The sequence below is a fragment of the Pseudomonas sp. NA-150 genome, from assembly GCF_044336365.1.
Lineage (GTDB): Bacteria > Pseudomonadota > Gammaproteobacteria > Pseudomonadales > Pseudomonadaceae > Aquipseudomonas.
In genome coordinates, this window is sequence record NZ_CP172305.1 from 5585773 (window position 1) to 5609723 (window position 23951).

Genomic DNA, 23951 nt, shown 5'->3' on the forward strand with positions numbered 1-23951 from the left:
AACTTTGCTGCATTGGATAGCCAGCTAATCATGATCTGCCTGCCGGCAACTGGTTTCCGTCCCCACTGTGATGCGCGAGTTGCCAATGGCTTTTTCCACCCCCCCGATTCTGATCACCGGCGCCAGCCAGCGAGTCGGACTGCATTGCGCAAAACGCCTGCTGGCCGAAGGTTATCCGGTCATCTTCAGCTACCGCACCGAACGTCCCGGAGTCCAACAACTTCGCGAGCTGGGTGCCGTGGCCATTCATGCCGACTTCGTCGACGAAACCGGTATTCTGGCGTTCATCGACGCACTCAAAAGCCACACCGACAGTTTGCGCGCGATCGTTCACAACGCCTCGCAATGGCAGGAAGAAACACCCGGTAACGAAGCATCTGCCTTTACCCGCATGTTCGGCGTACACATGCTGGCGCCGTACCTGATCAACCTGCAGTGTGCCGAGCTGTTGCATCGCTCGCCGACCGCCGACATCATCCATATCGGCGACGACGTGACGCGCAAGGGCAGCAGCAAGCACATTGCTTACTGTGCCAGCAAAGCCGGGCTTGAAAGCCTGACGCTGTCGTTCGCTGCCAAGTTCGCGCCACGGATCAAGGTCAACGGCATTGCCCCGGCGCTGTTAATGTTTCAACCCGACGACGACGCGGCGTACCGCGCCAGGACCCTGGCCAAATCTGCATTGGGTTTCGAACCCGGTGCCGAGGTGATTTTTCAAAGCCTGCGGTATCTGCTGGACAATCCCTATGTAACCGGCACCACTCTGACTGTTAACGGCGGACGGCACCTTAAATAAGTCGCCCCGTGAGGATCTCTTGATGACGTCATCGCTGTCGCAACACTACCGCGAGATCCTGGTGGGTCTGGGGGAAGACCCTGAACGCGAGGGCTTGCTCGACACGCCCAAACGCGCGGCAAAAGCCATGCAGTACTTGTGTCATGGTTACGCGCAAAGCGTCGAGGAGATCGTCAACGGTGCACTGTTCGCCTCCGACAACGATGAGATGGTGATCGTCAACGACATCGAGTTGTACTCACTGTGCGAGCATCATCTGCTGCCATTCATAGGCAAGGCCCATGTGGCCTACATTCCGACGGGAAAAGTCTTGGGGCTGTCGAAAATCGCCCGCATCGTCGACATGTTTGCCCGCCGATTGCAGATTCAGGAAAACCTCACGCGGCAGATCGCCGACACAATTCAGGACGTCACCAACGCTGCGGGTGTCGCCGTGGTGATCGAGGCTCAGCACATGTGCATGATGATGCGCGGCGTCGAAAAACAGAATTCGACCATGATGACTTCAGTGATGCTCGGGGCCTTTCGCGAGTCGAGCACAACCCGTCAGGAATTCCTGCAATTGATCGGACGGAGCAAATAACCATGTCAAGACTCGAACCAGGAATGGCCCGTATTAGGGTCAAAGACTTGTGCCTGCGTACCTTCATCGGCATCAACGAGGACGAGATTCTCAACAAGCAGGACGTGCTGATTAATTTGACGATTCTCTACGCGGCGCAAGATGCCGTGCGTGACAACGACATCGACCACGCCCTCAACTATCGCACCATCACCAAGGCGATCATCCAGCATGTGGAAGGCAATCGCTTCGCGCTGCTTGAACGCCTGACCCAGGAAGTGCTGGATCTGGTGATGAGCCACAATGCGGTTTCGTATGCCGAGGTCGAAGTGGATAAACCGCACGCACTGCGTTTCGCAGAATCAGTCTCGATCACCCTCGCCGCTCAGCGCTGAATCCGCCGAAATACCCTGTAGGAGCGGTCTTGCCGCGATGGTGTCAGGTCAGATTCACCTCATCAACTCTGATCGCGGGCAAGCCCGTTCCTGCAATATTTGCCGCCCACCGCTCAGGCTCTTATCATCTACCCCATTCATTGCCTGCCAAGAGTCCCATCATGACCGAGCAACAACGCCTCGAACTGGAAGCCGCGTCCTTCCGCCGGCTGGTCGCGCATCTGGACAGCCGCAAAGACGTGCAGAACATCGACCTGATGAACCTCGCCGGTTTCTGCCGTAACTGCCTGTCCAAGTGGTACAAGGCCGCCGCCGACGAGAAACAGATCGACGTCAGTATCGACGAAGCCCGCGAAGTGGTTTACGGCATGCCGTACAGCGAGTGGAAAAGCCAATACCAACAAGAAGCCAGCACCGAGCAGCAAGCCGCGTTCGCCAAGGAAAAAAAGCATGACTGATCTGGAAACCCTGCGCACCCGTCTGCGCAGCGGCGAACACACCTTTGCCGACACCCTGGCGTTCATCGCTGCGGGCTACGATTACCAGCCTCAGGCGTTCAGCAACGGCAGCGTCGAAAACGCTGCCGGGCAGAACGAAGGCTCGTGCAAAACCCTGGGCCTGGCCTTGCTCGAAGGTCTGAGCGACGACGAAGCCCTGCTCGCGTTCGGCGAGCACTACCGCTCCGTGCAGGCCACGCCTGACGGTAGCGACCACGGCAATATCCGCGCGCTGATCGCCCATGGCCTGGCCGGGGTTAAATTCGCCGCCGAGCCGCTGACCCGCAAAGCCTGACGTTCGGGCGACATGAAAAAACCGGCCGAGGCCGGTTTTTTTTGTACCTGTCGACAGGCGTTTAGAACGAAGCGTTCTGCAGGCCGTCGAGGTAACGCTCAACATCCAGTGCCGCCATGCAGCCCGCACCAGCGGAGGTGATCGCCTGACGGTAAACGTGGTCAGCCACGTCGCCTGCCGCGAACACACCGGCGATGTTGGTCGCGGTCGCATTACCGTCGCGACCACCTTGAACCACCATATAGCCGTCTTTTAACTCCAGTTGGCCTTCGAACAACGAGGTGTTCGGCGTGTGGCCAATAGCGATGAATACGCCGTCGACTTTCAGCTCATCGCTGCTGCCGTCGTTGTTGCGCAGACGGGCACCGGTGACGCCCATGCCATCGCCCAACACTTCGTCCAGGGTTGCGTTCAGCTTGAGCACGATCTTGCCTTCGGCAACACGGGCATGCAGCTTGTCGATCAGGATTTTCTCGGCGCGGAAGGTTTCGCGGCGATGCACCAGGGTCACTTTGCTGGCGATGTTGGCCAGGTACAGTGCTTCCTCAACAGCCGTGTTGCCACCACCCACCACAGCGACCTCACGGTTGCGATAGAAGAAACCGTCGCAGGTTGCGCAGGCCGATACGCCTTTGCCCATGAAGGCTTCTTCCGACGGCAGGCCCAGGTAGCGGGCGCTGGCACCGGTGGCAATGATCAGGGCGTCGCAGGTGTAGGTTGCGTTGTCGCCCTTGAGACTGAACGGCTTGCCGGCCAGATCGACCGCATTGATGTGGTCAAACACCACTTCGGTCTCGAAACGCTCGGCGTGCTCTTTCATCCGCTCCATCAACACCGGACCGGTCAGGCCATGGGGGTCGCCCGGCCAGTTGTCGACTTCGGTGGTGGTGGTCAACTGACCGCCGGCCTGCATGCCAGTAATCAACAGAGGCTTGAGGTTGGCGCGTGCCGCGTAGACCGCTGCGCTATAACCGGCAGGGCCGGAGCCGAGAATAATCACTCGGGAATGACGTACATCAGACATGACACACTCCTATTGACCGGCCATCGTTACGCGAGGTCGGAACGCCGGCAGACCGGCTGGAATAAAAAGGACTGCACAGGGACCAGGGGAAGTACCTACAACACGGCAATCCTGAAAATGTGAGGCTACGACCGAAGCCGCAGCCAGGCTATTGCACCAACGTTTACAGCGACTTGGCGTTCTCGGCCAGGTAGTCAGCGACGCCTTGTGCGTCAGCCTTCATGCCTTTTTGGCCCGGGCGCCAGCCGGCAGGGCAAACTTCGCCGTGCTCTTCGGTGAATTGTAGTGCTTCAACCAGACGGACCATATCGTCGACATCACGACCCAGTGGCAGGTTGTTGACGACCTGGTGTTGAACCACGCCAGCCTTGTCGATCAGGAACGAAGCGCGCAATGCCACGCCGTCAGCGTGCTCGATACCGTAAGCGCGAGTAATTTCGTGTTTAACGTCGGCTACCATGGTGAATTCAACTTCACCGATACCGCCTTTCTCGACCGGGGTGCTGCGCCATGCGTGGTGAGTGAACTGCGAGTCGATGGAAACGCCCACCACTTCAACACCCAGGTCACGGAATTTAGCCATGCGGTTGTTGTGCGCGATGATCTCGGACGGGCACACGAAGGTGAAATCCAGCGGCCAGAAAAACAGAACCACGTATTTACCGCGCAGTGCCGACAAAGTGAAGCTGTCGACGATGGAGCCGTTGCCCAATACCGCTGCTGCGTCAAAATCCGGGGCTTGCTTGTTTACCAGAACGCTCATTAAGACTCCTTGGACATCAAATTTTTACGGGAAGACCGATAAGATGGCGAGCAGCTTATCGAGGACGCGCAGATTAAGGAAATATCGATTCACAATCCACCTCATAGGCAGGATCTATCCGGATAAGCGTGTATCTGCGTAAGACAACAGACTTTACGCTGCCAGGTTTGTTACCGTGAATGTCGCCGCTTTCGCCGCTGGCACAAAGCCGGTAAGGTCGGCCCGTTTTCCACTGCTCGGAGGCTGCCATGCCCGCCCCTGTTCTGTCCGGCCCACAATACCTGCGCGAAGGCCTGAAACTGGTCCTCGGCCCCGGCTTGCGACTGTTTGTGCTATTGCCATTGACCATCAACCTGCTGCTGTTCGGTGGCCTGATTTATGTCGCCCTGCATCAGTTCGGCATGTGGGTCGACACCTTTATGCCGGAGCTGCCGAACTGGCTGAGCTTCCTCAACTACATCCTCTGGCCGCTGTTCGTGGCACTGGTGGTGTTGATCATGTTCTTCACCTTCACCATGATCGCCAACGTCATCGCTGCGCCCTTCAACGGCTTTCTCGCGGAGAAAGTCGAAGTGGTGCTACGCGGCACCGACGACTTCCCCACCTTTAGCTGGGGCGAACTGGCCGAAATGGTTCCGCGTACCTTCAGCCGGGAAATGCGCAAACTGGGTTATTTTCTGCCACGGGCCATCGGGCTGTTTATCCTGTCCTTCATCCCCACCGTCAACCTCATTGCCGCGCCGTTGTGGCTGTTGTTTGGCGTCTGGATGATGGCGATTCAGTACATCGACTACCCCGCCGACAACCACAAAATGAGCTGGCAAGACATGCTCGCCTGGCTGCGCGCCAAACGCTGGCAGAGCCTGAGCTTCGGCAGCATCGTTTATCTGGTGTTGCTGATTCCGGGGGTCAACGTGGTGATGATGCCAGCGGCGGTGGCCGGGGCGACGTTGTTCTGGGTAAGGGAGCGTGGGGCTGAGGCGCTGGTGGTCGAAAAACGTCGAAGCTGAAACATCGCGGGCAGTTGATATGAAGGCTTGATGATCAAAGCCACTGCCCACTGGACATAATTAGTTTCATCTCAATATTTGTTTATACACGTCGACACGACCCAAGCCTTTCTAATAGCGCTTCCAACAGACCGGGCCCGGTGAACATCTATTTGAGCAGGACGCTCAAAATAACCGGGCCTCTTAAAAAGGAAGAAATCATGTCTAACACTGCACAATCCGCCGCCCGCGAAGGCTGGAACAACCTGCGTGATACCGTTCGCCCAGTACTGATCAATGAACTGGCAGCCTGGAACATCGACCCCGACGCCGTCTACATCAACGGCGTGGCCCCGGATGGCGTTGTCATTTATTGCCAATCGCTGACCGACGAAGCCGTGACCCATATCCTGAACCAATATGAACCGGACTACTCCAGCGCAGCCCATATGGGCCTGTTCTCGGTCGCCTATTCGTTCGACGACGCACATCGCGTCACCGGGCCTTACTTTGTAAAAATCGGTAATGTGATGCGCTCGCTGGTTCGTGCGTACAGCTAAGCAAGCTTTTTTCTGAGACTGCTCGCGAAGGATCAGAAAAAAACCGTCGGATACACCTACTCGGGTGTATCCGATTTGCTTTTCTGGAAACAATCACGCGACGGGCATCATTTCCCAGTAACGGCAAGTACTTGCCGCTTTCCAGCACGCACGTAGTTAACCTGCATCCGCTTTACTTCGCCAACAGGCTTATTAACCGATTATCGCCGAGCAATATAGGCTCTTCATATCTGGTAACAATCATACTGCCAAGACTGGCATCTGTTTTGCGTTTTCTATCATGCCACTATTATGGAGTGATATGACCATGCAAAATGATGTGACCCTATTGTTTCCTGTAGCTTATAAATCCAACGCTTCGTCGACACTTAGCAGCGCTGTCAGCGCCTCGCAAAATAGTAATCCGGGTAAAACTTTTGCTGACACGTTGAAGGGGGTTACGGCTGACAATTTCAGCAAACCCTATGTGCGCAGTGCGAAAGCGACTGAGGTCCATGAGTGGGTGTTAGGGGAGGCTAAGGCGGACCCCGAGAAGGCGGATATGTTCGCGCAGTCGTATGCGTACGATTCACTCGATTCACCGCTAATGGACTGCAGTGAACTGCCAATAATGAGAATAGCGAGTACCGGAGAAATCTACACGGGTGAAATACACTCTTACTACTCACAGGTACGAAATGAGATGCAAGTTGGCCGATCCGCCCTGTATCAGGCAGAAATAGCCAAAGGCACACCCGGGATAAACATCCTGGAAAAAATTTTCGCCTACAACGATGCCCTTCCTGATGAATTCAAACGACTGGGAGATTGGTGACCTGGTTGGCTGCTTCAGGTAAATCATCCTGAAGCAGCCAACCATAAGCAATAGCCTAAATTACCAAGTCACCGTCACCCCGCTCGACAGTCCACCTACGGGAACGGGAGAGCTTTCCCGATTATTAATCATATGGACCTGGAAGAAAAACGGCTGGGAAGGGTTACCGCCGTCAAACCTGTTCGTAGAGCCAGATCGCTGACGAGAAATCGGATGGCAATTATTGACCGAGCCCTGACAAATACTAACCAAAAGACCCCGAGGAAACCCAACTACATTCCAATTCCAACTCACCCTGGAAATTGCCGCCCCAGCAGGAACCACCCCCGTAACCGGCAAATGAGCCTGATACGTATACCCCTTATGATGCACCGTCGGCAGCCCGACACTGGAACTATAAGCCCACGCCATCGAAGCCTGTGAATACATAACAAGTGCTGATACAACACCCAAAAGGGCGCAGCGGCTTTTCGAAAACATTATTTTGTTACACATAGAAAAATCCTTCTTTTTATTTATTATGGACAGCAGTGTTCCTGAAGCTTATTTGCTGCATATCCGGGAGTGCCTGAGTGCAAGTTCCTGTCGCGGGAACTTATAGATGCGGAAGGCAAAACTCACATTACCTGCAGAAAATTACTCGTCAACGGAATACTGGGTCTCACCCATACTTACGGAAATTTCCTACGCACTATTAATGCCGTTAATCAATTAAAAAACCGCCCGACCACTAACTCTTGTATTTAACACCCAACTTAATATTAACTATCGCTATCCAACCGCCCCGCCCTCCGAACTTCCAACAAAAACCCACCGTCACAAATCCATCACCAAACCTCCATGGAAGCGCCATCACATCCGTTGAAACTGTGTCCATGAGCGCAAAACTACATGTCACCCTGATCACCGAAACCTTCCCTCCCGAAATCAATGGTGTGGCCAATACCCTTGGCCGGCTGTGCGATGGGCTGCGTCTGCGCGGCCATCGTGTCGAGTTGGTGCGGCCGCGACAGAATGACGATCACATTCAAACCGCAGATGACGATCTGTTGTTATGCCGCGGCTGGCCGATTCCTGGCTATCCCGGTTTGCAGTGGGGGCAATCGTCGATGCATAAGCTGTTGCGGCGCTGGACGCGGCAGCGCCCGGATGTGCTGTACATCGCCACCGAAGGCCCGTTGGGTTTGTCGGCATTGCGCGCGGCGAAGCGTCTGGGGATTACCGTGATCAGCGGCTTTCATACCAATTTCCAGCAGTACACCAGCCAGTATGGGTTTGGCGTGCTGACCCGAGTGCTGACGCATTATTTGCGCTGGTTTCACAACCGCTCGCAGATGACCGTCGTACCGAGCATCACCCAGAAGCAAGAGCTGGGGCGTCGCGGCTTTGATCGGGTTGAGTTGCTGTCACGCGGGGTCGACAGTCAGTTGTTCCATCCCGCGAAACGCTCGTCAGCACTGCGTGAGGCTTGGGGCCTGAAGGCCGATGACATTGCCGTGTTGCATGTGGGGCGCCTCGCCCCCGAGAAGAATCTGGGGCTGCTCAAGAACAGCTTCGAAGCCCTGCAAGCGAGCTACCCACGCTTGAACTTGAAACTGATCATCGTCGGCGATGGCCCGAAACGCGCGGAACTGGAACAGCATCTACCCCACGCGACGTTCTGCGGCACCCAGCGTGGCGAGGCCTTGGCCATGCACTATGCCTCGTCGGATGTGTTTGTGTTTCCGAGCCTGACCGAAACCTTTGGCAATGTGGTGCTGGAGGCATTGGCGTCGGGATTGGGTGTGATTGCCTATGACGAGGCGGCGGCGGCCCAGCATATTCGACACGGCCACAATGGCGCGTTGGCGATGCCAGGAGACGAGGAAGGATTTATCGATGCGGCGCGCTGGGTGCTGGAGGACAGCGAAACCCTGCGTCGGTTGCGCTTGAATGCTCGGCAACATGCCAGCCGTCAGGGGTGGGAAGCGATTATTGACGTGTTCGAACGGCAACTGCACAGTGCCTGTCAGGTTACTAAATTGATGCCCATCGGCCAGACGATTCTGTAGGAGCGGGCTTGCCCGCGATAAGCTTGACGCGGTGTCAGGCACACCGCCATCGCGAGCAAGCACGCTTCTACATGGATTTACACCAGCTTATTCAGCGCATCACGGCTGAATGGCAGGATGTCTTCCTCGCGGCCGTCACGTACTTTCAGCGCCCAATCAGGGTCCACCAACAGCGCACGACCGACTGCCACCAAGTCAAACTCCTCTTCACCCAGGCGTTTCAGCAGGTTATCCAGGCTTGCCGGCTGCGCCACTTTGTCGGTGTTGACCATGAACTGCAGGAACTCGCCATCCAGACCGACGCTGCCCACGGTGATCGTCGGCTTACCGGTCAGTTTGCGGGTCCAACCGGCCAGGTTCAGGTCGGAACCTTCAAACTCAGGCTCCCAGAAACGACGAGTCGAGCAGTGGAAAATGTCCACGCCTGCGTCAGACAGCGGCTTGAGGAACGCGCCCAGGGCTTCCGGGGTCTCAACTAGACGCGCGGAGTAATCCTGCTGCTTCCATTGCGAAAAACGGAAGATGATCGGGAAATCCGGTCCGACCGCAGCCCGTACCGCCTGGATCAATTCAATGGCGAAACGCGAACGGCCAGCCAGGTCGCCGCCGTATTCGTCAGTACGCTTGTTGCTGCCTTCCCAGAAGAACTGGTCAACGATGTAGCCGTGGGCGCCGTGAATTTCCACACCGTCCATGCCGATCGCCTGGGCGTCTTTCGCGGCCTGGGCGAAGGCACCGATGACGTCGTCGATGTCCTGCTGGGTCATGCCGTGTACCACGACATTGCCGTCTTTGAGTTTTTCCGTCGGGCCATACCCCGGCACGCTGGCATCCGGCTCGGTGCCGACACGACGCACGCTACCCACGTGCCACAGTTGCGGAACGATTTTTCCGCCCTCGGCGTGCACTGCATCCACCACTTTCTTCCAGCCGGCCAAAGGCGCTTCACCAAAAAACTGCGGCACGTTCGGATAGCCGTTGGACGCTTTGTGATCAACCGTCGTACCTTCGGAGATGATCAGGCCGACACCGGCCGCAGCGCGACGACGGTAGTACTCGATGACTTTCGAATTCGGCACGCCGCCCGGCGAAAATGAACGGGTCATCGGCGCCATGACGACGCGGGTCGGCAATTGCAGGCTGCCCAGATGAAAGGGCTTGAACAAGGCTTTGACGGGCATGTGAGGCTCCTCGGGAATCAATCGATATCAGGGGTGCCTGGCGCCAGAAGACGCTCAAGCTGGTTCAAAAAAACGTCGAGAGAGGCGGCGCTGCCCCTCACTTTCATGCGCATCAACGCCCCTTCCCAGGCATTGGCGATAAATTCGGCGAGCGCGCTGCAGTCGGTGTGGCGCTGTAGCTCTCCTGCATCCCGCGCTTCCATCAGGCACTGGGCAAGGATCGCCACCGAGCGCTCGAGGATGTTTTCCACCTGGCGCGCGATGGGTTGGCAATCGTCGGCCATTTCGAAACTCAGGCTCCCGATGAAGCAGTGGTACTCGGGCTTCTCCTGACGAGAAAAATGCACCACCAGCTCGCGGTAGAAACTCAGAACGCGCTCACGCGGGCCTAGCGCCGGCTCACTGAGCGCAGCGGCGTAACGCAGCAGGCGCGGCTCATACAGGTGCTCCAGCGCCTGCACGGCAAAGTCTTCCTTGCTGGCGAAGTAGTGGTAGAACGAACCTTTGGGGATACCCGCCGCCTGGACGATTTCCAGCACACCCGTACCGTGATAACCACGACGGGTCATCAGGTGGGCGCCTTTGGCGAGGATCAAATCACGCTTGTCGAGTCGAATGGATGTGCTCATGGCTACGAGCATATGACCGGTCGTCTCGCTTTTTCCAGCACTATAGATTTAAGTGATTAAGGGGTAAAAGTCAGGGAGGGGAGTGAAGCGTGCCGGGCGTGCTCAAGGGCAACCCGGCGTACGACAAGGCTCGATTAACTCAGGGCCTTTTCAATCGCATGAACGACTACGGGATCGTCTGGCAGCGTCTTGGGAGAGAAGCGCGCCAGCACGCGACCGTCTTTACCCACCAGAAACTTCTCGAAATTCCAGGTGATATCCCCCGGAAACTCAGCCCCTTCGCCGGCCAGCAACCGGTACAACGGGTGGCGATGGGCTCCATTCACTTCCAACTTGCTCGCCAACGGGAAGGTCACGTTGTAGTTCAGGCTGCAAAACTCCTGAATTTCTTGCTCCGTGCCTGGCTCCTGACCGGCAAACTGATTGCACGGCAGGCCCAGGACGCTGAAACCTTTATCCTTGAACTGTTGGTGCAACTCCTCCAGCGCCGCGTACTGTGGCGTCAGACCACACTTGGAGGCGACGTTGACCACCAGCACGACTTTGCCCTTCAGCGGCGTGAGCGGCAGTTCCTGGCCATTCAGGGCTTTTAATGTGGTGTCGTGAAAAGCACTCATGACGAACTCCCAATAACTAGCGGACGAAAAAGGCGCCCGTATCAGGCTGCGCAAACGAACCAGTCGTTTTCACAATCCTGCCTGGGCGCCTCGCCGGCTAACTTAGCTTAGCAGCACAAATCAGTGGTGATGGCCGCCTTCGCCATGCACGTGACCATGAGCGATTTCTTCCTGGCTGGCATCACGGATCTCGACGATTTTGACGTCGAAATGCAGGCGCTGACCGGCTAGAGGGTGGTTACCGTCAACGGTCACATCGTCGCCGTCCAGATCACGGATGGTCACGATCTGCATTTGGCCGTCCGGCGCGGAAGCGTGGAACTGCATGCCCACTTCCAGTTCGTCGACACCTTCGAACATGCTGCGGCTCAGGGTACTGACCAGCTCGGCCGAGTACTCGCCGTACGCGTCTTCAGGCTCGATGGCGACTTTCAGTTCGTCGCCGACGTTCTTGCCGTCCAGGGCTTTTTCCAGACCCGGAATGATGTTGCCTGCACCTTGTAGGTAAACCAGCGGCGCGCCGCCGGAGGAACTATCGATGACCTCACCAGCGTCGTTGGTCAGGGTATAGTCAATGGAGACAGCCTTGTTCGCGGCGATCGGCATGGGGCAAGACCTTTTGCTTGATTAGATAGAAAGAACAAGTTTAACCAAGCAATCGCCCGAAAGCGAACGCAACTCTGACGGACGGCCCAGATTGGAAACCCCGACACTTATTGATTTTCGCCAGGACGAGGATGGCCACTGGGTAGCCGTGCTTTCCTGCGGCCATACCCAGCACCTGCGCCACCAACCGCCCTGGCAATCCCGGGCCTGGGTGCTTGATCCGGCGCAACGGCAACAACAAATTGGCAAAAGCTTTATGTGTGGCTGGTGTGCGCAGAGCGCGGATAACGATAATCTTGTGCGCGACTGAAACACCGCGAATCGACAAAAAACGAGTAAGTGACGTACAACAACACTTTTTGGCTGGCCGCGTTGCGCCGCCCTGCACTGCTCAATCGAGAAATCTGCATGCAAACTTTTTTCATCGCACCCACCGACTTCGGCGTGGGTCTGACCTCCATTAGCCTGGGCCTGGTTCGCACCCTCGAACGCGCCGGCTTGAAGGTCGGCTTCTTCAAACCCATCGCGCAACCGCATCCGGGCGACCTGGGGCCGGAACGCTCCACCGAACTGATCGCCCGCACCCACGGCCTGAAGCCGCCAAAACCACTGGCGCTGGCGCACGTCGAGCGGATGCTGGGCGATGGGCAGCTGGATGAGTTGCTGGAAGAGATCATCAGCCTCTATCAAGAGGCTGCCATCGGCAAAGACGTGCTGATCGTCGAAGGGATGGTGCCGACTCGTCACGCGAGTTACGCCGCACGGGTCAACCTGCACCTGGCGAAAAGCCTCGATGCCGAAGTGATCCTCGTCTCCGCCCCGGAAAACGAAGTGCTGACCGAACTGTCCGGTCGGGTCGAATTGCAGGCGCAATTGTTCGGCGGTCCGAAAGACCCGAAAGTCCTCGGTGTGATTTTGAACAAGGTCCGCACTGAGGAAAGCATGGAGGCCTTCGCCACGCGCTTGAAGGAGCATTCGCCGTTGCTGCGCAGTGGCGACTTCCGCTTGCTGGGCTGCATTCCGTTCCAAGCGGATCTGAACGCGCCGCGCACCCGTGACGTCGCCGACCTGCTTGGCGCACAAGTGCTGAACGCCGGCGACTACGAACAGCGACGCATGTCGAAAGTCATCATCTGCGCCCGCACCGTGCTCAATACGGTGGCACTGCTCAAGCCCGGCGTCTTGGTGGTGACCCCCGGCGACCGCGACGACATCATCCTCGCGGTCAGCGTCGCGACCATGAACGGCGTGCCGCTGGCCGGTCTGTTGCTGACCAGCGACACCGTGCCCGACCCACGCATCATGGAGCTGTGCCGTGGCGCATTGCAGGCGGGCTTGCCGGTGTTGTCGGTGAGCACCGGCTCGTACGACACCGCCAACCAGTTGAACCAACTGAACAAGGAAATCCCGATCGACGACCGCGAGCGTGCGGAAATCATCACCGATTTCGTCGCCGGGCATCTGGACGGCAACTGGCTGGCCCAGCGTTGCGGTACGCCACGGGAAATGCGCCTGTCGCCGGCCGTGTTCCGCTATCAATTGATCCAGCGCGCGCAGAACGCCAACAAACGCATCGTCCTGCCAGAAGGCAGTGAGCCGCTGACGATTCAGGCCGCCGCCATTTGCCAGGCCCGTGGCATCGCCCGTTGCGTACTCCTGGCCAAGCCCGAAGAAGTGTATGCCGTGGCTCAGGCGCAAGGCATCGAATTGCCGCCAGGGTTGGAGATTCTCGATCCGGACCTGATCCGCGAGCGCTATGTCGCACCGATGGTCGAACTGCGCAAGAGCAAAAGCCTCAATGCGCCGATGGCCGAACAGCAGCTGGAAGACACCGTGGTGATCGGCACCATGATGCTGGCGCTGGATGAGGTCGACGGCCTGGTGTCCGGCGTCACTCACTCCACCGCCAACACCATCCGTCCGGCCCTGCAACTGATCAAGACCGCGCCCGGCTGCACGCTCGTGTCGTCGGTGTTCTTCATGTTGTTCCCGGAGCAGGTGCTGGTCTACGGCGACTGCATCATGAACCCGCACCCAAGTGCCAGCGAACTGGCGGAAATCGCCCAGCAAAGCGCCGACTCAGCGGTGGCGTTCGGCATTACGCCACGGGTGGCGATGATCAGCTATTCCAGCGGCGATTCGGCCAGTGGCGAAGAAGTGGAGAAAGTCCGCGAAGCCACGCAACTGGCGCAACGCTCACAAAGCAATCTAGTGATCGATGGCCCGTTGCAGTACGACGCGGCAGCCAACGAGAACGTCGCTCGGCAACTGGCGCCGAACAGCCCGGTGGCCGGTCGCGCCACGGTGTTTGTGTTCCCGGACCTGAACACCGGCAACACCACCTACAAAGCCGTGCAGCGCAGTGCCGATTGCGTCAGCCTCGGGCCGATGCTGCAAGGCCTGCGCAAGCCAGTGAACGATCTGCCACGCGGTGCTCAGGTGGATGACATCGTCTACACCATCGCCCTGACAGCGATTCAGGCCGATAACCTGTCCTGACACATAACCATCCCATACTCCACTCAGCTGCCGCCGGACATTCCGGCGGCATTCGTACTACTTTTGCGGAGGCCTTGGCCTACATGCTGGATTTTTTACCTGCACCACTGCGCGGGGTAATTGCCTCGCTGCTGTTGGCGCTGAACACCCTCGTTTGCTGCACACCGTTGTTCATCGTCGCGATCTTCAAGCTGTGCCTGCCCTTCCCCGCAGCCCAGCGCTGCACCAACTGGTTGATGGGCCATATCCATGAAGCCTGGATCAGCAACAACAAGGGCTGGATGAAACTGCTGCGCAACACCCGCTGGCATTTAAGCGGGCTTGAAGGCCTGGACTACCAACACTCGTACCTGATCACCAGCAACCATCAAAGCTGGGTCGACATCATGGTCCTGCAATACGTGTTGAACCGACGCATCCGCCCGCTAAAGTTCTTCCTCAAGCAAGAGTTGATCTGGGTGCCAGTGATCGGTCTGGCCTGGTGGGCGCTGGGCTTTCCGTTCATGAAGCGCTATTCGAAAGCCTACTTGGCCAAGCACCCGGAAAAAGCCGGTAAGGACCTGGAAACCACCCGCCGCACTTGCGATAAATTTCGCAACAATCCGGTGGGCATTTTCAACTTTGTCGAAGGCACGCGCTTCACGGAAAACAAACACGCCGCGCAAAACTCTCCATTCCGTCACCTGCTCAAACCCAAGGCGGGCGGTATCGCGTTTGTGCTGGATGCCATGGGCGATCAACTGGAAGCCATCGTCAACGTGACGATCCACTACCCTGCCGGGCGGCCAGGCTTTTGGAATTTGCTCTGCGGCAATGTGAATGAGGTGGTGGTGCACTGCGAAGAGATCAAGATCCCGCCGCAGTTCATTGGCAATAACTACGATCAGGACGGCGAATACCGCCTGGAATTCCAGCAGTGGATCAACCAGCTGTGGGACGACAAGGACCTGTTACTGGATCGGCTGCACCGGGAATATCCCCGATAACAAACTCCCTGTAGGAGCTTCCGCAGGCTGCGATAAGGCCGGAACGGCCTTCGTGTCAGAAGGCCAATCGCAGCCTGCGGCAGCTCCTACAGATTCAGCGATTACTGCTGCTGGTATTGCTGCCCAGGAATCGGCTTCAGATTGACCTCAACCCGACGGTTCTGCGCACGGCCGTTGACGTCGGCGTTGCTGGCAATCGGCGAGTCCGGGCCCAAGCCCTGAACGGCCAGGTGCGAAGGATCGACGCCCTGCGACGTCAGGTAAGTTGCCACACTCTGCGCACGCTGCTGCGACAGGTCCATGTTGTGCTGACGTGCGCCGGTGCTGTCGGTGTAACCGACGATTTCAATGATGTTCTGGTTGAACTGTTTCAACGAACCGGCAAGGCTGTTCAGCGGCGAGTAGAAGCTTGGGGCAATACCCGAGGAGTCGGTGGCGAAGGTGATATTGCCCGGCATGATCAGCTTGATCTGATCGCCCTGACGCTGCACTTCAACACCGGTGTTAGCCATGCTCTTGCGCAGGGCAGCTTCCTGCTTGTCCGCGTAGTAACCGTAACCGGCAGCACCGGCACCCACCACGGCGGCGCCAATCAACGCGCCCTTGCCACGGTTGTTGTGGTCAATGGCCGCACCGGCAACCGCACCGGCCAACGCACCCAGACCACCGTACTTGGCGGTTTTGCTCATGCCGCCTGAATCACCTCCAGCTTGATCCTGATTACTGTAAGGATTAGGTGATGCACAACCCGCCAGCAATGCCACGGCGGTAGCGACTACCATCAAACGACTCAAGGTGAACATTAGGAAACTCCTGTTAAATCGGGGGGCCGCTGTCAAGGGCGCGAAAAAGTGAGGCCAGAGCCTTGCCGCGGTTAGAACATCACTTTAGGAAAAAATTCCTTAACACCCGCTGAACGCGCCGATCTAATCCAACTCACGCCCGTACGAACGGGTTCTCACGCATCTCATCGCCCAATCGTGTATCCGGGCCATGACCGGTAACCACCGTCGCTTCTTCATCCAGGCTGTACAGCCGCTGCTTGATCGAGCGAACGATAGTCGCCTGATCCCCTCCCCACAAATCCGTACGCCCGATCCCACGCTTGAACAAGGTATCCCCGGCGATTAACAGCTTGGCATCGGCAAACCAGAAACTCATCGAGCCGGGTGTATGCCCCGGCGTGTGCAAGGCCACGCCACAGCCACAGGCCAACTCCTCATCGTCGGCCAACCAACGATCCGGCGATGGCACCGGCGTGTAGGGCACTCCGAACATCTGGCACTGCATCTCCAGGTTGTCCCACAAAAACTGATCGTCCTTGTGCAAGTGCAAGGTCGCCCCGGTTTTCTCCTTCAACAACCCCGATGCCAGGAAGTGATCCAGATGCGCGTGGGTGTGAATGATGCTCACCACCCGTAGGCCAAGCGCATCAAGACGGGCGAGGATTTTCTCGTGATTGCCACCTGGATCGACCACGATCGCTTGCTTGGTGATCGGGTCGCCGATGATGGTGCAGTTGCACTGCAAAGGGCCGACGGGGAAGGTTTCGCGGATGAGTTGGGGTTTTACCGGTTGCATGGGTACGCCTTCAGGGTAGATGGCGCATTGTAGGCAAAGTGCGATTTGCAATGGCGACATTCAGAAAGAAGGCGTCGATGATCAAGCATAAAGTTGACTGACGCCCTCAGGGAGTGAAGCGCTCAGTCACTGCCATGGGGACGTCCCCCCCAGAGAAACCCTCCCAAGAAGCGGGAGGTTAAAAGCCGCCGTTGACGTTATTGGCTCAAGATAAACGTTGCCAACATCTTGATATCTGCCTCGCTCAATTGGCTGAACGGAGGCATGGGCACCTCTCCCCATTTCCCGCTGCCGCCATTGCGGATGCTGGCCTCAACGGTTGCCAGTGCTTGCGAATCATGGGCGTATTTCGCGGCGACATCGTGGTAGGCCGGGCCCACTACTTTCTTGTCGAGCGAATGACAGGCCAGGCACCCGTTGCTCTTGAGCAGGGCCATTGCGTCGTTTGCAGGCGCTTTGTCAGCACTCGGTGGCGCTACCGCTGCAGAAGCGGCGAGCACATTGGCATCCGTTGCTTTGGCGCTGCCATAGGTTACCGCGAGGTAGGCCCCGATGATCTGTACATCCTGATCAGTAACGGGTGCGCCATAAACGTGTTGCATCTTGGCTGCTTCGCCGGTCCATTGAGCAAGGCTCATGGCAGGAGGCTGAAAATTGATGTAATCGGCCGAATGGCAAATGGAGCATTTCTGCTGGGCCAATGGATAGCCAGGCAAGGCACTGGGCTTTAGCACGGCCGTTTCGGGCGGGAGCTTGATTTCCAGCGGTGTCGCCTGCGCCTGGACCGCCAAACAGGCCAGCAAGGCGATCAGCAGCGTGTTCATATAGTTCATGCGACAGCCCTCAGGCAACGGTGACGTGGTAGGTTTCAACAGCGTGGCGGCTGTAACCGCTCGGGTTCCAGTCGGCATGCAGCGGCTGTGTTTCACCCGCCTTATTGCTGGCTCGAACCATCAACTGCGTCGCCCCTTTGCTGGCAAAGGTTGTCGAGAGTGTCCATTCACGGAAGGAGAAACGACCCAGATCCTTCCCCAGGGTTGCCTCGATCCAGTGAGTCCCGCCATCGCTGGAAACTTCCACCTTGTTCACCCCAACCCCGCCGTCGAACGCGATCCCCTTGAGCTTCACGCTACGCTTCAGCGGCAGGACGTCGCCGTGACGCAGGCTGGTGATGAAACTGCGCACCGGCATCTTGGAAATCGGCCGGGTTTTGTCCGGAGTGGTGCCGGGGGCCACACAGAAACAATCGTTATCCGGAATGCGATAAGCCTTGGCCATGAAGAAGCCGTCGGCGGTGTGGTCGAGCACCTCGATTTCACTCAAGTGCTTGACCCAGTAGGTGCCGAAATAGCCCGGAACAACCAGACGGATCGGGTAGCCGTTAAGGAACGGCAAGTCGGTCCCGTTCATCGACCAGGCGATCATCGGTTCACCGTTCAGCGCATGGTTGATGTCCAGCGCCTTGATGAATTCAGGCGTGGCTGGCAGCACCGGCTTATCCAGGCCACGAAACGACACCTGTTTGGCCTCGGATTTCACCCCGGCTTTTTCCAGCACCGCTTTGAGCGGCACGCCAACCCAGCGAGCGTTACCCATCGAGCCGTTGCCCAGTTGGGCGCCGAATACCCGTGGCATCGAAAAGCCGCGACTGTTGCCAGAGCATTGATTGACGGCGACCACTTCCACAGGCGTTGCCAATGCCTTGAGTTCGGCCAGCGAAAGCGACAGTGGAGTCTCTACCAGGCCTTTGATCGTCAAACGATAGGTCTCTGGATCAATGCTGGTGGGGATGTTGGCCAGGTGGTAGCGCACGAAAAAAGCGTCGTTCGGCGTAATCGGCCCGTGGTTGAAAACGGTAAAGGGTGTTTCCAGGTGCGGAGGGCGCGTGGTGACCAGCGTCAGCGGCCGTTTTTGCGGGTATTTAACAAGAGGCCTTGGCCCCGCCGCGAAGGTGACTTCTTCAGCCGTTTCAGTTGTTTCGTCAGCTGCGATGGCAAGATCCGCCAACGGCGCAGCAAGCGAAAGCGCGACGGCATTGCGCAAAAAACGCCTGCGACTTGTAGGCAGACCTTCGTGGCTTGAGCTCATTTTATCTTCCTTTCAGTAGGGCAATCGGTTGACGCTTTTATTATTAGGGACGGCCTGAACACTGCACCGTTCTTTTAAATTCAGAGGAACGTGTCAATGATAGATAACCATTACAGGCTTTTCTGGGAGCATCGACAAAGGGGCAGGCGAATAATCACTACATGTCGCTGACCCCACAGCACATGACCCTCTCTTCTTTTAATATGCGAATCAACTGCATGGGTCATATACCATCACAAATTCTTACACCTGCAAAAAACAAGTCAAGGTTTACGCGGGCCATGTCATGGAATGAAAAGCTTTTGTCGTCCAATGCGAATTGGGCTTTACCCTGAAGGTTTCAATATCAAAAAATTGTTCCGCGATATACTTCGTTAGGCGTTAATACAGAAACTCAAGCCGTCGACTCACTAACTATGTGAATCCACGGCTAATGCTTATATATATTCATTCGCCTTGAATGCCAACCTGGAACAGTTGAGTAACATGCTTGTGCAGGTCGAGCTGGTGAAGGTGGTGCACATTCGTGAGCTGAACAGCGAAGTGTTTAATCGATGGAGTTGGCAGAATCCCCGCCTCACCCCATCGCCACCCAATGTTCTTTCCCCACCTCCCAGAACTTCTGCTCGGGCGCTTCATAGCCCTTCACTTTGATCGGGCTTGGCTGTTCGAACTCTTGCAGCAGTGCCTTGAAGTCACGTTTGCGATCCACGTCGGGCATCGGCACTGCGCTGAGCAGGCGTTGGGTGTAGGGGTGTTGCGGGTTGTGCAGGATGTGATCGCGGCGGCCGATTTCGACGATTTGCCCGCCATACATTACCGCGACGCGGTGGCAGATGCGTTCGACCACAGCCATGTCGTGGGAGATGAACAGGTAGCTGAGTTGATGTTGCTCGCGCAGGTGTTCGAGCAGTTCCAGCACCTGGGCCTGCACCGAGACGTCGAGGGCCGAGACCGATTCGTCGGCGATGATGACTTTCGGGTTTAGCGCCAACGCCCGCGCGATGCAGATGCGTTGACGCTGGCCGCCGGAGAATTGATGCGGGTAACGCTGCATGGCGTCAGCCGGCATATCGACCTGACGCAGCAGTTCGGCGACCCGTTCCTTACGTTGTTCGAACGGCAACTTGTCGTGAATCAGCAGCGGTTCGCCGACCAGTTCGAAGATGGTTTTGCGTGGGTTCAAGGCCGCGTAGGGGTCCTGGAACACCATCTGAATATCGCGCCGCACCCCTTGCAATTCCGCGCCCTGTAACCCATTCAGCTCCTTGCCGAACAGTTTCACGCTGCCCTGATACGCCAGCATGTTCATCAGCGCCTTGCCTGTGGTGGATTTGCCGCAACCGCTCTCCCCCACCAGCCCCAGGGTCTCGCCCTGACGCAGTTCGAAACTGACCTGTTCCACCGCGTGCACTTGCCGATCTTCCTGGAACCAACCCATGCGAATCGGAAAACGCACGCACAAGTCGCGCACCTCCAGCACCAGCGGTTTTTCCGTGAGGTCTTGCGGCTTGCCGGCGGTGCCCAACACCGGCACCGCGTTCAACAATTTTCGCGTGTAAGCGGCTTGTGGCTGGGTGAACAGTTGACGTACCGGCGCCTGCTCTTCGGTGCGGCCCTGGTTCATCACCACCACTTGATCGGCCATTTCAGCGACCACGCCCATGTCGTGGGTGATCATCAAAACACTGGTGCCGTAGACCTGTTGCAGCTCGCGCATCAGCTCCAGAATCTGTGCCTGAATGGTCACATCCAAGGCCGTGGTCGGTTCATCGGCGATCAACACTTTCGGCCGGCAAAGCATCGCCATGGCGATCATCACCCGTTGGCGCATGCCGCCGGACAATTCGTGAGGGTACTGCTGCAAGCGCTTTTCCACCTGCGGCATGCGCACTGATTCGAGCATTTCTTTAGCCCGCAGGCGCAGTGCCCGGCGCCCCAGCGGTTCGTGACGGCGCAGGGTTTCTTCGAGCTGTTGACCGACTGTCATCAGCGGATTCAACGAGGTCATCGGCTCCTGGAAAATCATGCCGATCTGCTTGCCGCGCAACAACTGCAACTCAGGCTCGGCAAGACCGATCAGGTTGCGTCCCGCGAAGTGGATCGCACCCTGGCTCACCTGCACCGGCTTGGGCAGCAGGCCCATGATCGCCAGCGACGATAGCGATTTACCGCTGCCGGATTCGCCAGCGATGCACAGCGTCTGCCCCGGATACAGGTCGAAGTTCAAGTCTTCGACCACCCGCCGAGGCGTGACGCCCTGGCCGATGTCGATGGACAGGTGCTGCACCGACAGGATCGGCTGGGAGGTCTCGTTACTCATCACAGCGCCTCACAATTCAAACGCATCACGCAAACACGACTTTCGGAAAGTAGAACGACACCACCCAGTTGGGCAGATCGACGATTTCGCTGATGCGCAGATCGCCGCACACCGAGCACAGCATGTAGGCCTGTTCGGCCGGCATGCCGTGTTCGCGGCACAGCCAGTCGATGGTGTTGCTGACTGCCTGACGTGCTGCTTGCATCAAATCCGGGCCGATGCCGGTGAAGGCTTCGTAGCCGGCGCTGTCGAGATGGCGAGTGACCGGGCCTGGGGTGCTGAAGCGCGGGGTCGCCAACGGCGTGTCCTTGATCAGGTCAAGCTTGACCACCACGTCCATCGCGCTTTCGATTGCGGTGCCGCCGACTTCGCCATCACCTTGCGCGGCGTGGGTATCGCCAATCGACAGCAGCGCACCGCTGACTTCCACCGGCAGGTACAAGGTGGTGCCAGCTGACAGGTCACGGATGTCCAGATTGCCGCCGACCCGACGCGGCGGCACGACAGAATGAAGGCCCGCCAGTGCGGGGGCCAGGCCAATGGTGCCAGCGAATGGCTTGAGCGGAACCTTGGCGAAATCACTGAAGGCGGCGGGGGCCAGGGTGTCTTTGTCGTAGTGCCACAGCGCCAGGGCCGGGTCTTTGAATTGGTCGGCGAGCAGGCCGAATCCCGGGATGTTGGCGGTCCAGCCGAAGCCGCTGGGTTTGAAGCTGTCGATGGTGATTTTCAGCACATCGCCCGGCTCGGCGCCTTCGACAAAAATTGGTCCGGTGACCGGGTTGATCTTGTCGAATGGAATCTTGGCAACATCGCCCACCACTGAGTTCGGGGTGAAGAATCCATTGGATGAATCGTGACAAATGAATTCCAGCATCGAGCCTGGCGCAACCCGGGCTGCGGGCGCGAAGCTGTTATCCCAGCCAAAGTGGCTGTTGATGCTGTGGATGGTTTTAACCAGGCAGTTCTGGCACATGGCAGAAAATCTCCAACAATTTGCAGACCACGCCCCAGGCGCTGTAACCCCTGAGGCGTGGCAATTGGCTGTGCGTCGAGTAAGCCGACAGCGCTTTATTTGATCGAGATGTAGTCGTAGTTAACCGGCACGTGGACCGGATCGACGTACAGCGCCTCAACACCCGCCATCCGCGATGAGCGCACGGTGGTGCGCTGCTCGTTGAAGATTGGCACCCATGGCGCATCGGCCATCACATCGGTGAAGACCTTTTTCCACATCGCGGTGCGCTCGACCTGCTGCTCCGGCTTGGCCATGCTGTCGGCCTTGGCTGCCTGGGCATCCAGCGTCTTGTTGCAGTACAGCGACCAGTTCCAGCCACCGTCGACCGCACCATCGCAACCCAGAATCGGCCCGTAGAAGTTCGACGGATCCGGGAAGTCGGCGATCCAGGCCATGCCGCCGGACCAGATCATCGGCGCCTGATCCTTGGAGCTGCCGGCGGCGATGATGTTGGCCTGGGCCAGGGATTTGATCTGCACCCGAATGTTGATCTTTGCCAGATCCTGCTGAATCGCCTGGGCGATACGTGGCTGCGGATCAGTGTTCATCACGTACAGTTCGGTGTCGAAACCGTTGGGATGCCCGGCTTCGGTCAGCAGCTTTTTCGCGGCTTCGACGTTGTAGGCGTAGCCCTTGAACGCAGCGTCATAGCCTGGCATTGAAGGTGGCAGCGGCTGGTTGGTCGGGACCGCGCGACCGTTGATGATGCGCACGATGCGATCCTTGCTGATCGCCATGTTCACCGCCTGGCGCACCTTGAGGTTGTCAAACGGCGCCAAGGTGGTTTTCATCGTCACGTAGCCGGTCTGCAACTGGTTGCCGGTCACGACCAGGCCCTTGAACTTCGGATCATTCTTGAATTCAAGAAATTTGGCCGGTGGCAGGCCGTCGCCAGCGATATCGACTTCTCCTTTCTGCAGACGCAACAGGGCAACCGTTGGGTCCTGGCCGATCTCGAAGGTAATGGTGTCGAGGTGTGGCAAACCGGCCTTGAAGTAGTTGGGGTTTTTCTTGAACACGATCTGCTGACCGAGCTTCCACTCCGCCAGGCTGAACGCGCCAGTGCCGACCGGGTGCTTGCCGAAATCGGCGCCCCACTTCTCGACTTCTTCCTTCGGCACCACCGAGGCAAAGTTAATCGCCATCACGTGCAGGAAGGTGGCGTTGGCCTGTTTCAGGGTGAACTTGACCGTGTAGTCGTCCACCACTGCGATGCCGCTCATGTGCTCGGCTTTGTTGGTGGTCATGTCTTCATAGCCAACAATGGCACTGAAGAACCCGGCGCCCGGGCTTTGGGTTTTCGGGTTGACGGTACGTTCCAGCGAGTATTTGACGTCGCTGGCCTTGACCTCGCGGCCGTTCTGGAACTTCACGCCCTTTTTCAGGGTGAAGGTGTAGACCGTGCCGTCTTCAGAGATGGTGTAATCCTGTGCCAGCTTTTTCACCAGCTCAGTGGTGCCTGGCTTGTAGTCCATCAACCCGTCGAACAGGCTCTTGATCATCGACCAGTTTTGCCAGTCATAACCAATGGCGGGGTCCAGAGTGGCGACGTCGTTCTGGTAGGTGACCACTACGGCGCCGCCGTCTTTCGCGTTGGCATCCAGGTCATCGGCCAGAACGGTACCGGCGAACAGCGTGGCCGCAATGGCCAAGGATAATACGTTGCGTTTCATGCTCCTG

The 23951-nt window shown here is 57.7% G+C and carries 26 protein-coding genes; 12 read left to right on the top strand and 14 right to left on the bottom strand.

The annotated features are described in order from the left end of the window. Positions 1–85: 85 nt before the first annotated feature. The 5 genes from folM (at position 86) to ACF0H7_RS26255 (ending at position 2545) form a co-directional block, all read left to right on the top strand. A complete protein-coding gene (folM, locus tag ACF0H7_RS26235; RefSeq protein ID WP_397449742.1) occupies positions 86–796 on the top strand; it encodes a dihydromonapterin reductase in 711 nt (236 codons plus the stop codon). Between the two features lie 22 nt (positions 797–818). Then, positions 819–1379 (top strand): GTP cyclohydrolase I FolE, encoded by a 561-nt coding sequence (folE, locus tag ACF0H7_RS26240; protein ID WP_397449743.1) that lies wholly within the window; start codon positions 819–821, stop codon positions 1377–1379. A 2-nt stretch (positions 1380–1381) separates the two neighbouring features. After that, on the top strand, positions 1382–1753 hold the full coding sequence (gene folX, locus ACF0H7_RS26245; RefSeq protein ID WP_397449744.1) for a dihydroneopterin triphosphate 2'-epimerase: 372 nt from the start codon (positions 1382–1384) through the stop codon (positions 1751–1753). 161 nt (positions 1754–1914) lie between these two features. Continuing rightward, positions 1915–2211 (top strand): DUF1244 domain-containing protein, encoded by a 297-nt coding sequence (locus ACF0H7_RS26250; RefSeq protein ID WP_397449745.1) that lies wholly within the window; start codon positions 1915–1917, stop codon positions 2209–2211. Further along, on the top strand, positions 2204–2545 hold the full coding sequence (locus ACF0H7_RS26255; protein WP_397449746.1) for a HopJ type III effector protein: 342 nt from the start codon (positions 2204–2206) through the stop codon (positions 2543–2545). Before ACF0H7_RS26250 ends, ACF0H7_RS26255 begins: the two co-directional genes overlap by 8 nt. A 61-nt stretch (positions 2546–2606) precedes the next feature. Here ACF0H7_RS26255 and trxB read toward each other — a convergent pair whose 3' ends face one another. Beyond that, on the bottom strand, positions 2607–3569 hold the full coding sequence (gene trxB / locus ACF0H7_RS26260; protein ID WP_397449747.1) for a thioredoxin-disulfide reductase: 963 nt from the start codon (positions 3567–3569) through the stop codon (positions 2607–2609). Positions 3570–3732: 163 nt separating this feature from the next. Then, the gene (locus ACF0H7_RS26265; protein ID WP_397449748.1) at positions 3733–4332 is read right to left on the bottom strand and encodes a peroxiredoxin; all 600 of its coding nucleotides are present in this window, start codon (positions 4330–4332) and stop codon (positions 3733–3735) included. Between the two features lie 248 nt (positions 4333–4580). On the opposite strand from ACF0H7_RS26265, the gene cysZ reads away from it, so the two are divergent. The 3 genes from cysZ to ACF0H7_RS26280 all read left to right on the top strand — a co-directional run bounded on the left by cysZ (position 4581) and on the right by ACF0H7_RS26280 (position 6695). Then, positions 4581–5342, top strand: a complete 762-nt coding sequence (gene cysZ / locus ACF0H7_RS26270) for a sulfate transporter CysZ (protein WP_397449749.1) — start codon at positions 4581–4583, stop codon at positions 5340–5342. A 200-nt stretch (positions 5343–5542) separates the two neighbouring features. Further along, positions 5543–5881, top strand: coding sequence for a hypothetical protein (locus tag ACF0H7_RS26275; protein ID WP_397449750.1), 339 nt, complete (start codon positions 5543–5545; stop codon positions 5879–5881). 301 nt (positions 5882–6182) lie between these two features. After that, entirely contained in the window at positions 6183–6695 is a 513-nt protein-coding gene (locus ACF0H7_RS26280; protein ID WP_397449751.1) for a hypothetical protein, read from the top strand. 60 nt (positions 6696–6755) lie between these two features. Here the strand turns inward: ACF0H7_RS26280 and ACF0H7_RS26285 are convergent, their stop codons facing one another. Then, the gene (locus tag ACF0H7_RS26285) at positions 6756–7190 is read right to left on the bottom strand and encodes a flagellar protein FlhE (RefSeq protein ID WP_397449752.1); all 435 of its coding nucleotides are present in this window, start codon (positions 7188–7190) and stop codon (positions 6756–6758) included. Between the two features lie 380 nt (positions 7191–7570). On the opposite strand from ACF0H7_RS26285, the gene ACF0H7_RS26290 reads away from it, so the two are divergent. Further along, the gene (locus ACF0H7_RS26290; RefSeq protein ID WP_397449753.1) at positions 7571–8746 is read left to right on the top strand and encodes a glycosyltransferase family 4 protein; all 1176 of its coding nucleotides are present in this window, start codon (positions 7571–7573) and stop codon (positions 8744–8746) included. 77 nt (positions 8747–8823) lie between these two features. Here ACF0H7_RS26290 and ACF0H7_RS26295 read toward each other — a convergent pair whose 3' ends face one another. The 4 genes from ACF0H7_RS26295 to ACF0H7_RS26310 form a co-directional block, all read right to left on the bottom strand. Beyond that, positions 8824–9927, bottom strand: coding sequence for an NADH:flavin oxidoreductase (locus ACF0H7_RS26295; protein ID WP_397449754.1), 1104 nt, complete (start codon positions 9925–9927; stop codon positions 8824–8826). A 17-nt stretch (positions 9928–9944) separates the two neighbouring features. Then, positions 9945–10556: a TetR family transcriptional regulator C-terminal domain-containing protein gene (locus tag ACF0H7_RS26300; protein ID WP_397449755.1), complete on the bottom strand. Its 612-nt coding sequence runs from the start codon at positions 10554–10556 to the stop codon at positions 9945–9947. 134 nt (positions 10557–10690) lie between these two features. Then, positions 10691–11173 (bottom strand): glutathione peroxidase, encoded by a 483-nt coding sequence (locus tag ACF0H7_RS26305; protein ID WP_397449756.1) that lies wholly within the window; start codon positions 11171–11173, stop codon positions 10691–10693. A gap of 120 nt (positions 11174–11293) precedes the next feature. Next, on the bottom strand, positions 11294–11779 hold the full coding sequence (locus ACF0H7_RS26310) for a peptidylprolyl isomerase (protein WP_397449757.1): 486 nt from the start codon (positions 11777–11779) through the stop codon (positions 11294–11296). A gap of 25 nt (positions 11780–11804) precedes the next feature. Between ACF0H7_RS26310 and ACF0H7_RS26315 the strand changes: the two genes are divergently transcribed. The 3 genes from ACF0H7_RS26315 (at position 11805) to ACF0H7_RS26325 (ending at position 15264) form a co-directional block, all read left to right on the top strand. After that, entirely contained in the window at positions 11805–12089 is a 285-nt protein-coding gene (locus ACF0H7_RS26315) for a DUF3565 domain-containing protein (protein WP_397454028.1), read from the top strand. Between the two features lie 98 nt (positions 12090–12187). Beyond that, positions 12188–14278, top strand: coding sequence for a phosphate acetyltransferase (pta, locus tag ACF0H7_RS26320; RefSeq protein WP_397449758.1), 2091 nt, complete (start codon positions 12188–12190; stop codon positions 14276–14278). An 83-nt stretch (positions 14279–14361) separates the two neighbouring features. Then, on the top strand, positions 14362–15264 hold the full coding sequence (locus ACF0H7_RS26325; RefSeq protein ID WP_397449759.1) for an acyltransferase: 903 nt from the start codon (positions 14362–14364) through the stop codon (positions 15262–15264). 101 nt (positions 15265–15365) lie between these two features. On the opposite strand, the gene ACF0H7_RS26330 is transcribed toward ACF0H7_RS26325, so the two are convergent. The 7 genes from ACF0H7_RS26330 to ACF0H7_RS26360 form a co-directional block, all read right to left on the bottom strand. Then, the gene (locus tag ACF0H7_RS26330; protein WP_397449760.1) at positions 15366–16067 is read right to left on the bottom strand and encodes an OmpA family protein; all 702 of its coding nucleotides are present in this window, start codon (positions 16065–16067) and stop codon (positions 15366–15368) included. 133 nt (positions 16068–16200) lie between these two features. Further along, a complete protein-coding gene (locus ACF0H7_RS26335) occupies positions 16201–16845 on the bottom strand; it encodes an MBL fold metallo-hydrolase (RefSeq protein WP_397449761.1) in 645 nt (214 codons plus the stop codon). A 197-nt stretch (positions 16846–17042) separates the two neighbouring features. Then, complete coding sequence (locus ACF0H7_RS26340) at positions 17043–17678, bottom strand: c-type cytochrome (protein ID WP_397449762.1); 636 nt, start codon at positions 17676–17678, stop codon at positions 17043–17045. A 10-nt stretch (positions 17679–17688) separates the two neighbouring features. Continuing rightward, a complete protein-coding gene (locus tag ACF0H7_RS26345; protein ID WP_397449763.1) occupies positions 17689–18933 on the bottom strand; it encodes a molybdopterin-dependent oxidoreductase in 1245 nt (414 codons plus the stop codon). A gap of 577 nt (positions 18934–19510) precedes the next feature. Beyond that, positions 19511–21256, bottom strand: coding sequence for an ABC transporter ATP-binding protein (locus ACF0H7_RS26350; RefSeq protein WP_397449764.1), 1746 nt, complete (start codon positions 21254–21256; stop codon positions 19511–19513). Between the two features lie 25 nt (positions 21257–21281). Beyond that, positions 21282–22229, bottom strand: coding sequence for an acetamidase/formamidase family protein (locus ACF0H7_RS26355; RefSeq protein WP_397449765.1), 948 nt, complete (start codon positions 22227–22229; stop codon positions 21282–21284). Between the two features lie 95 nt (positions 22230–22324). Next, positions 22325–23944, bottom strand: a complete 1620-nt coding sequence (locus ACF0H7_RS26360; protein WP_397449766.1) for an ABC transporter substrate-binding protein — start codon at positions 23942–23944, stop codon at positions 22325–22327. Positions 23945–23951 lie beyond the last annotated feature (7 nt).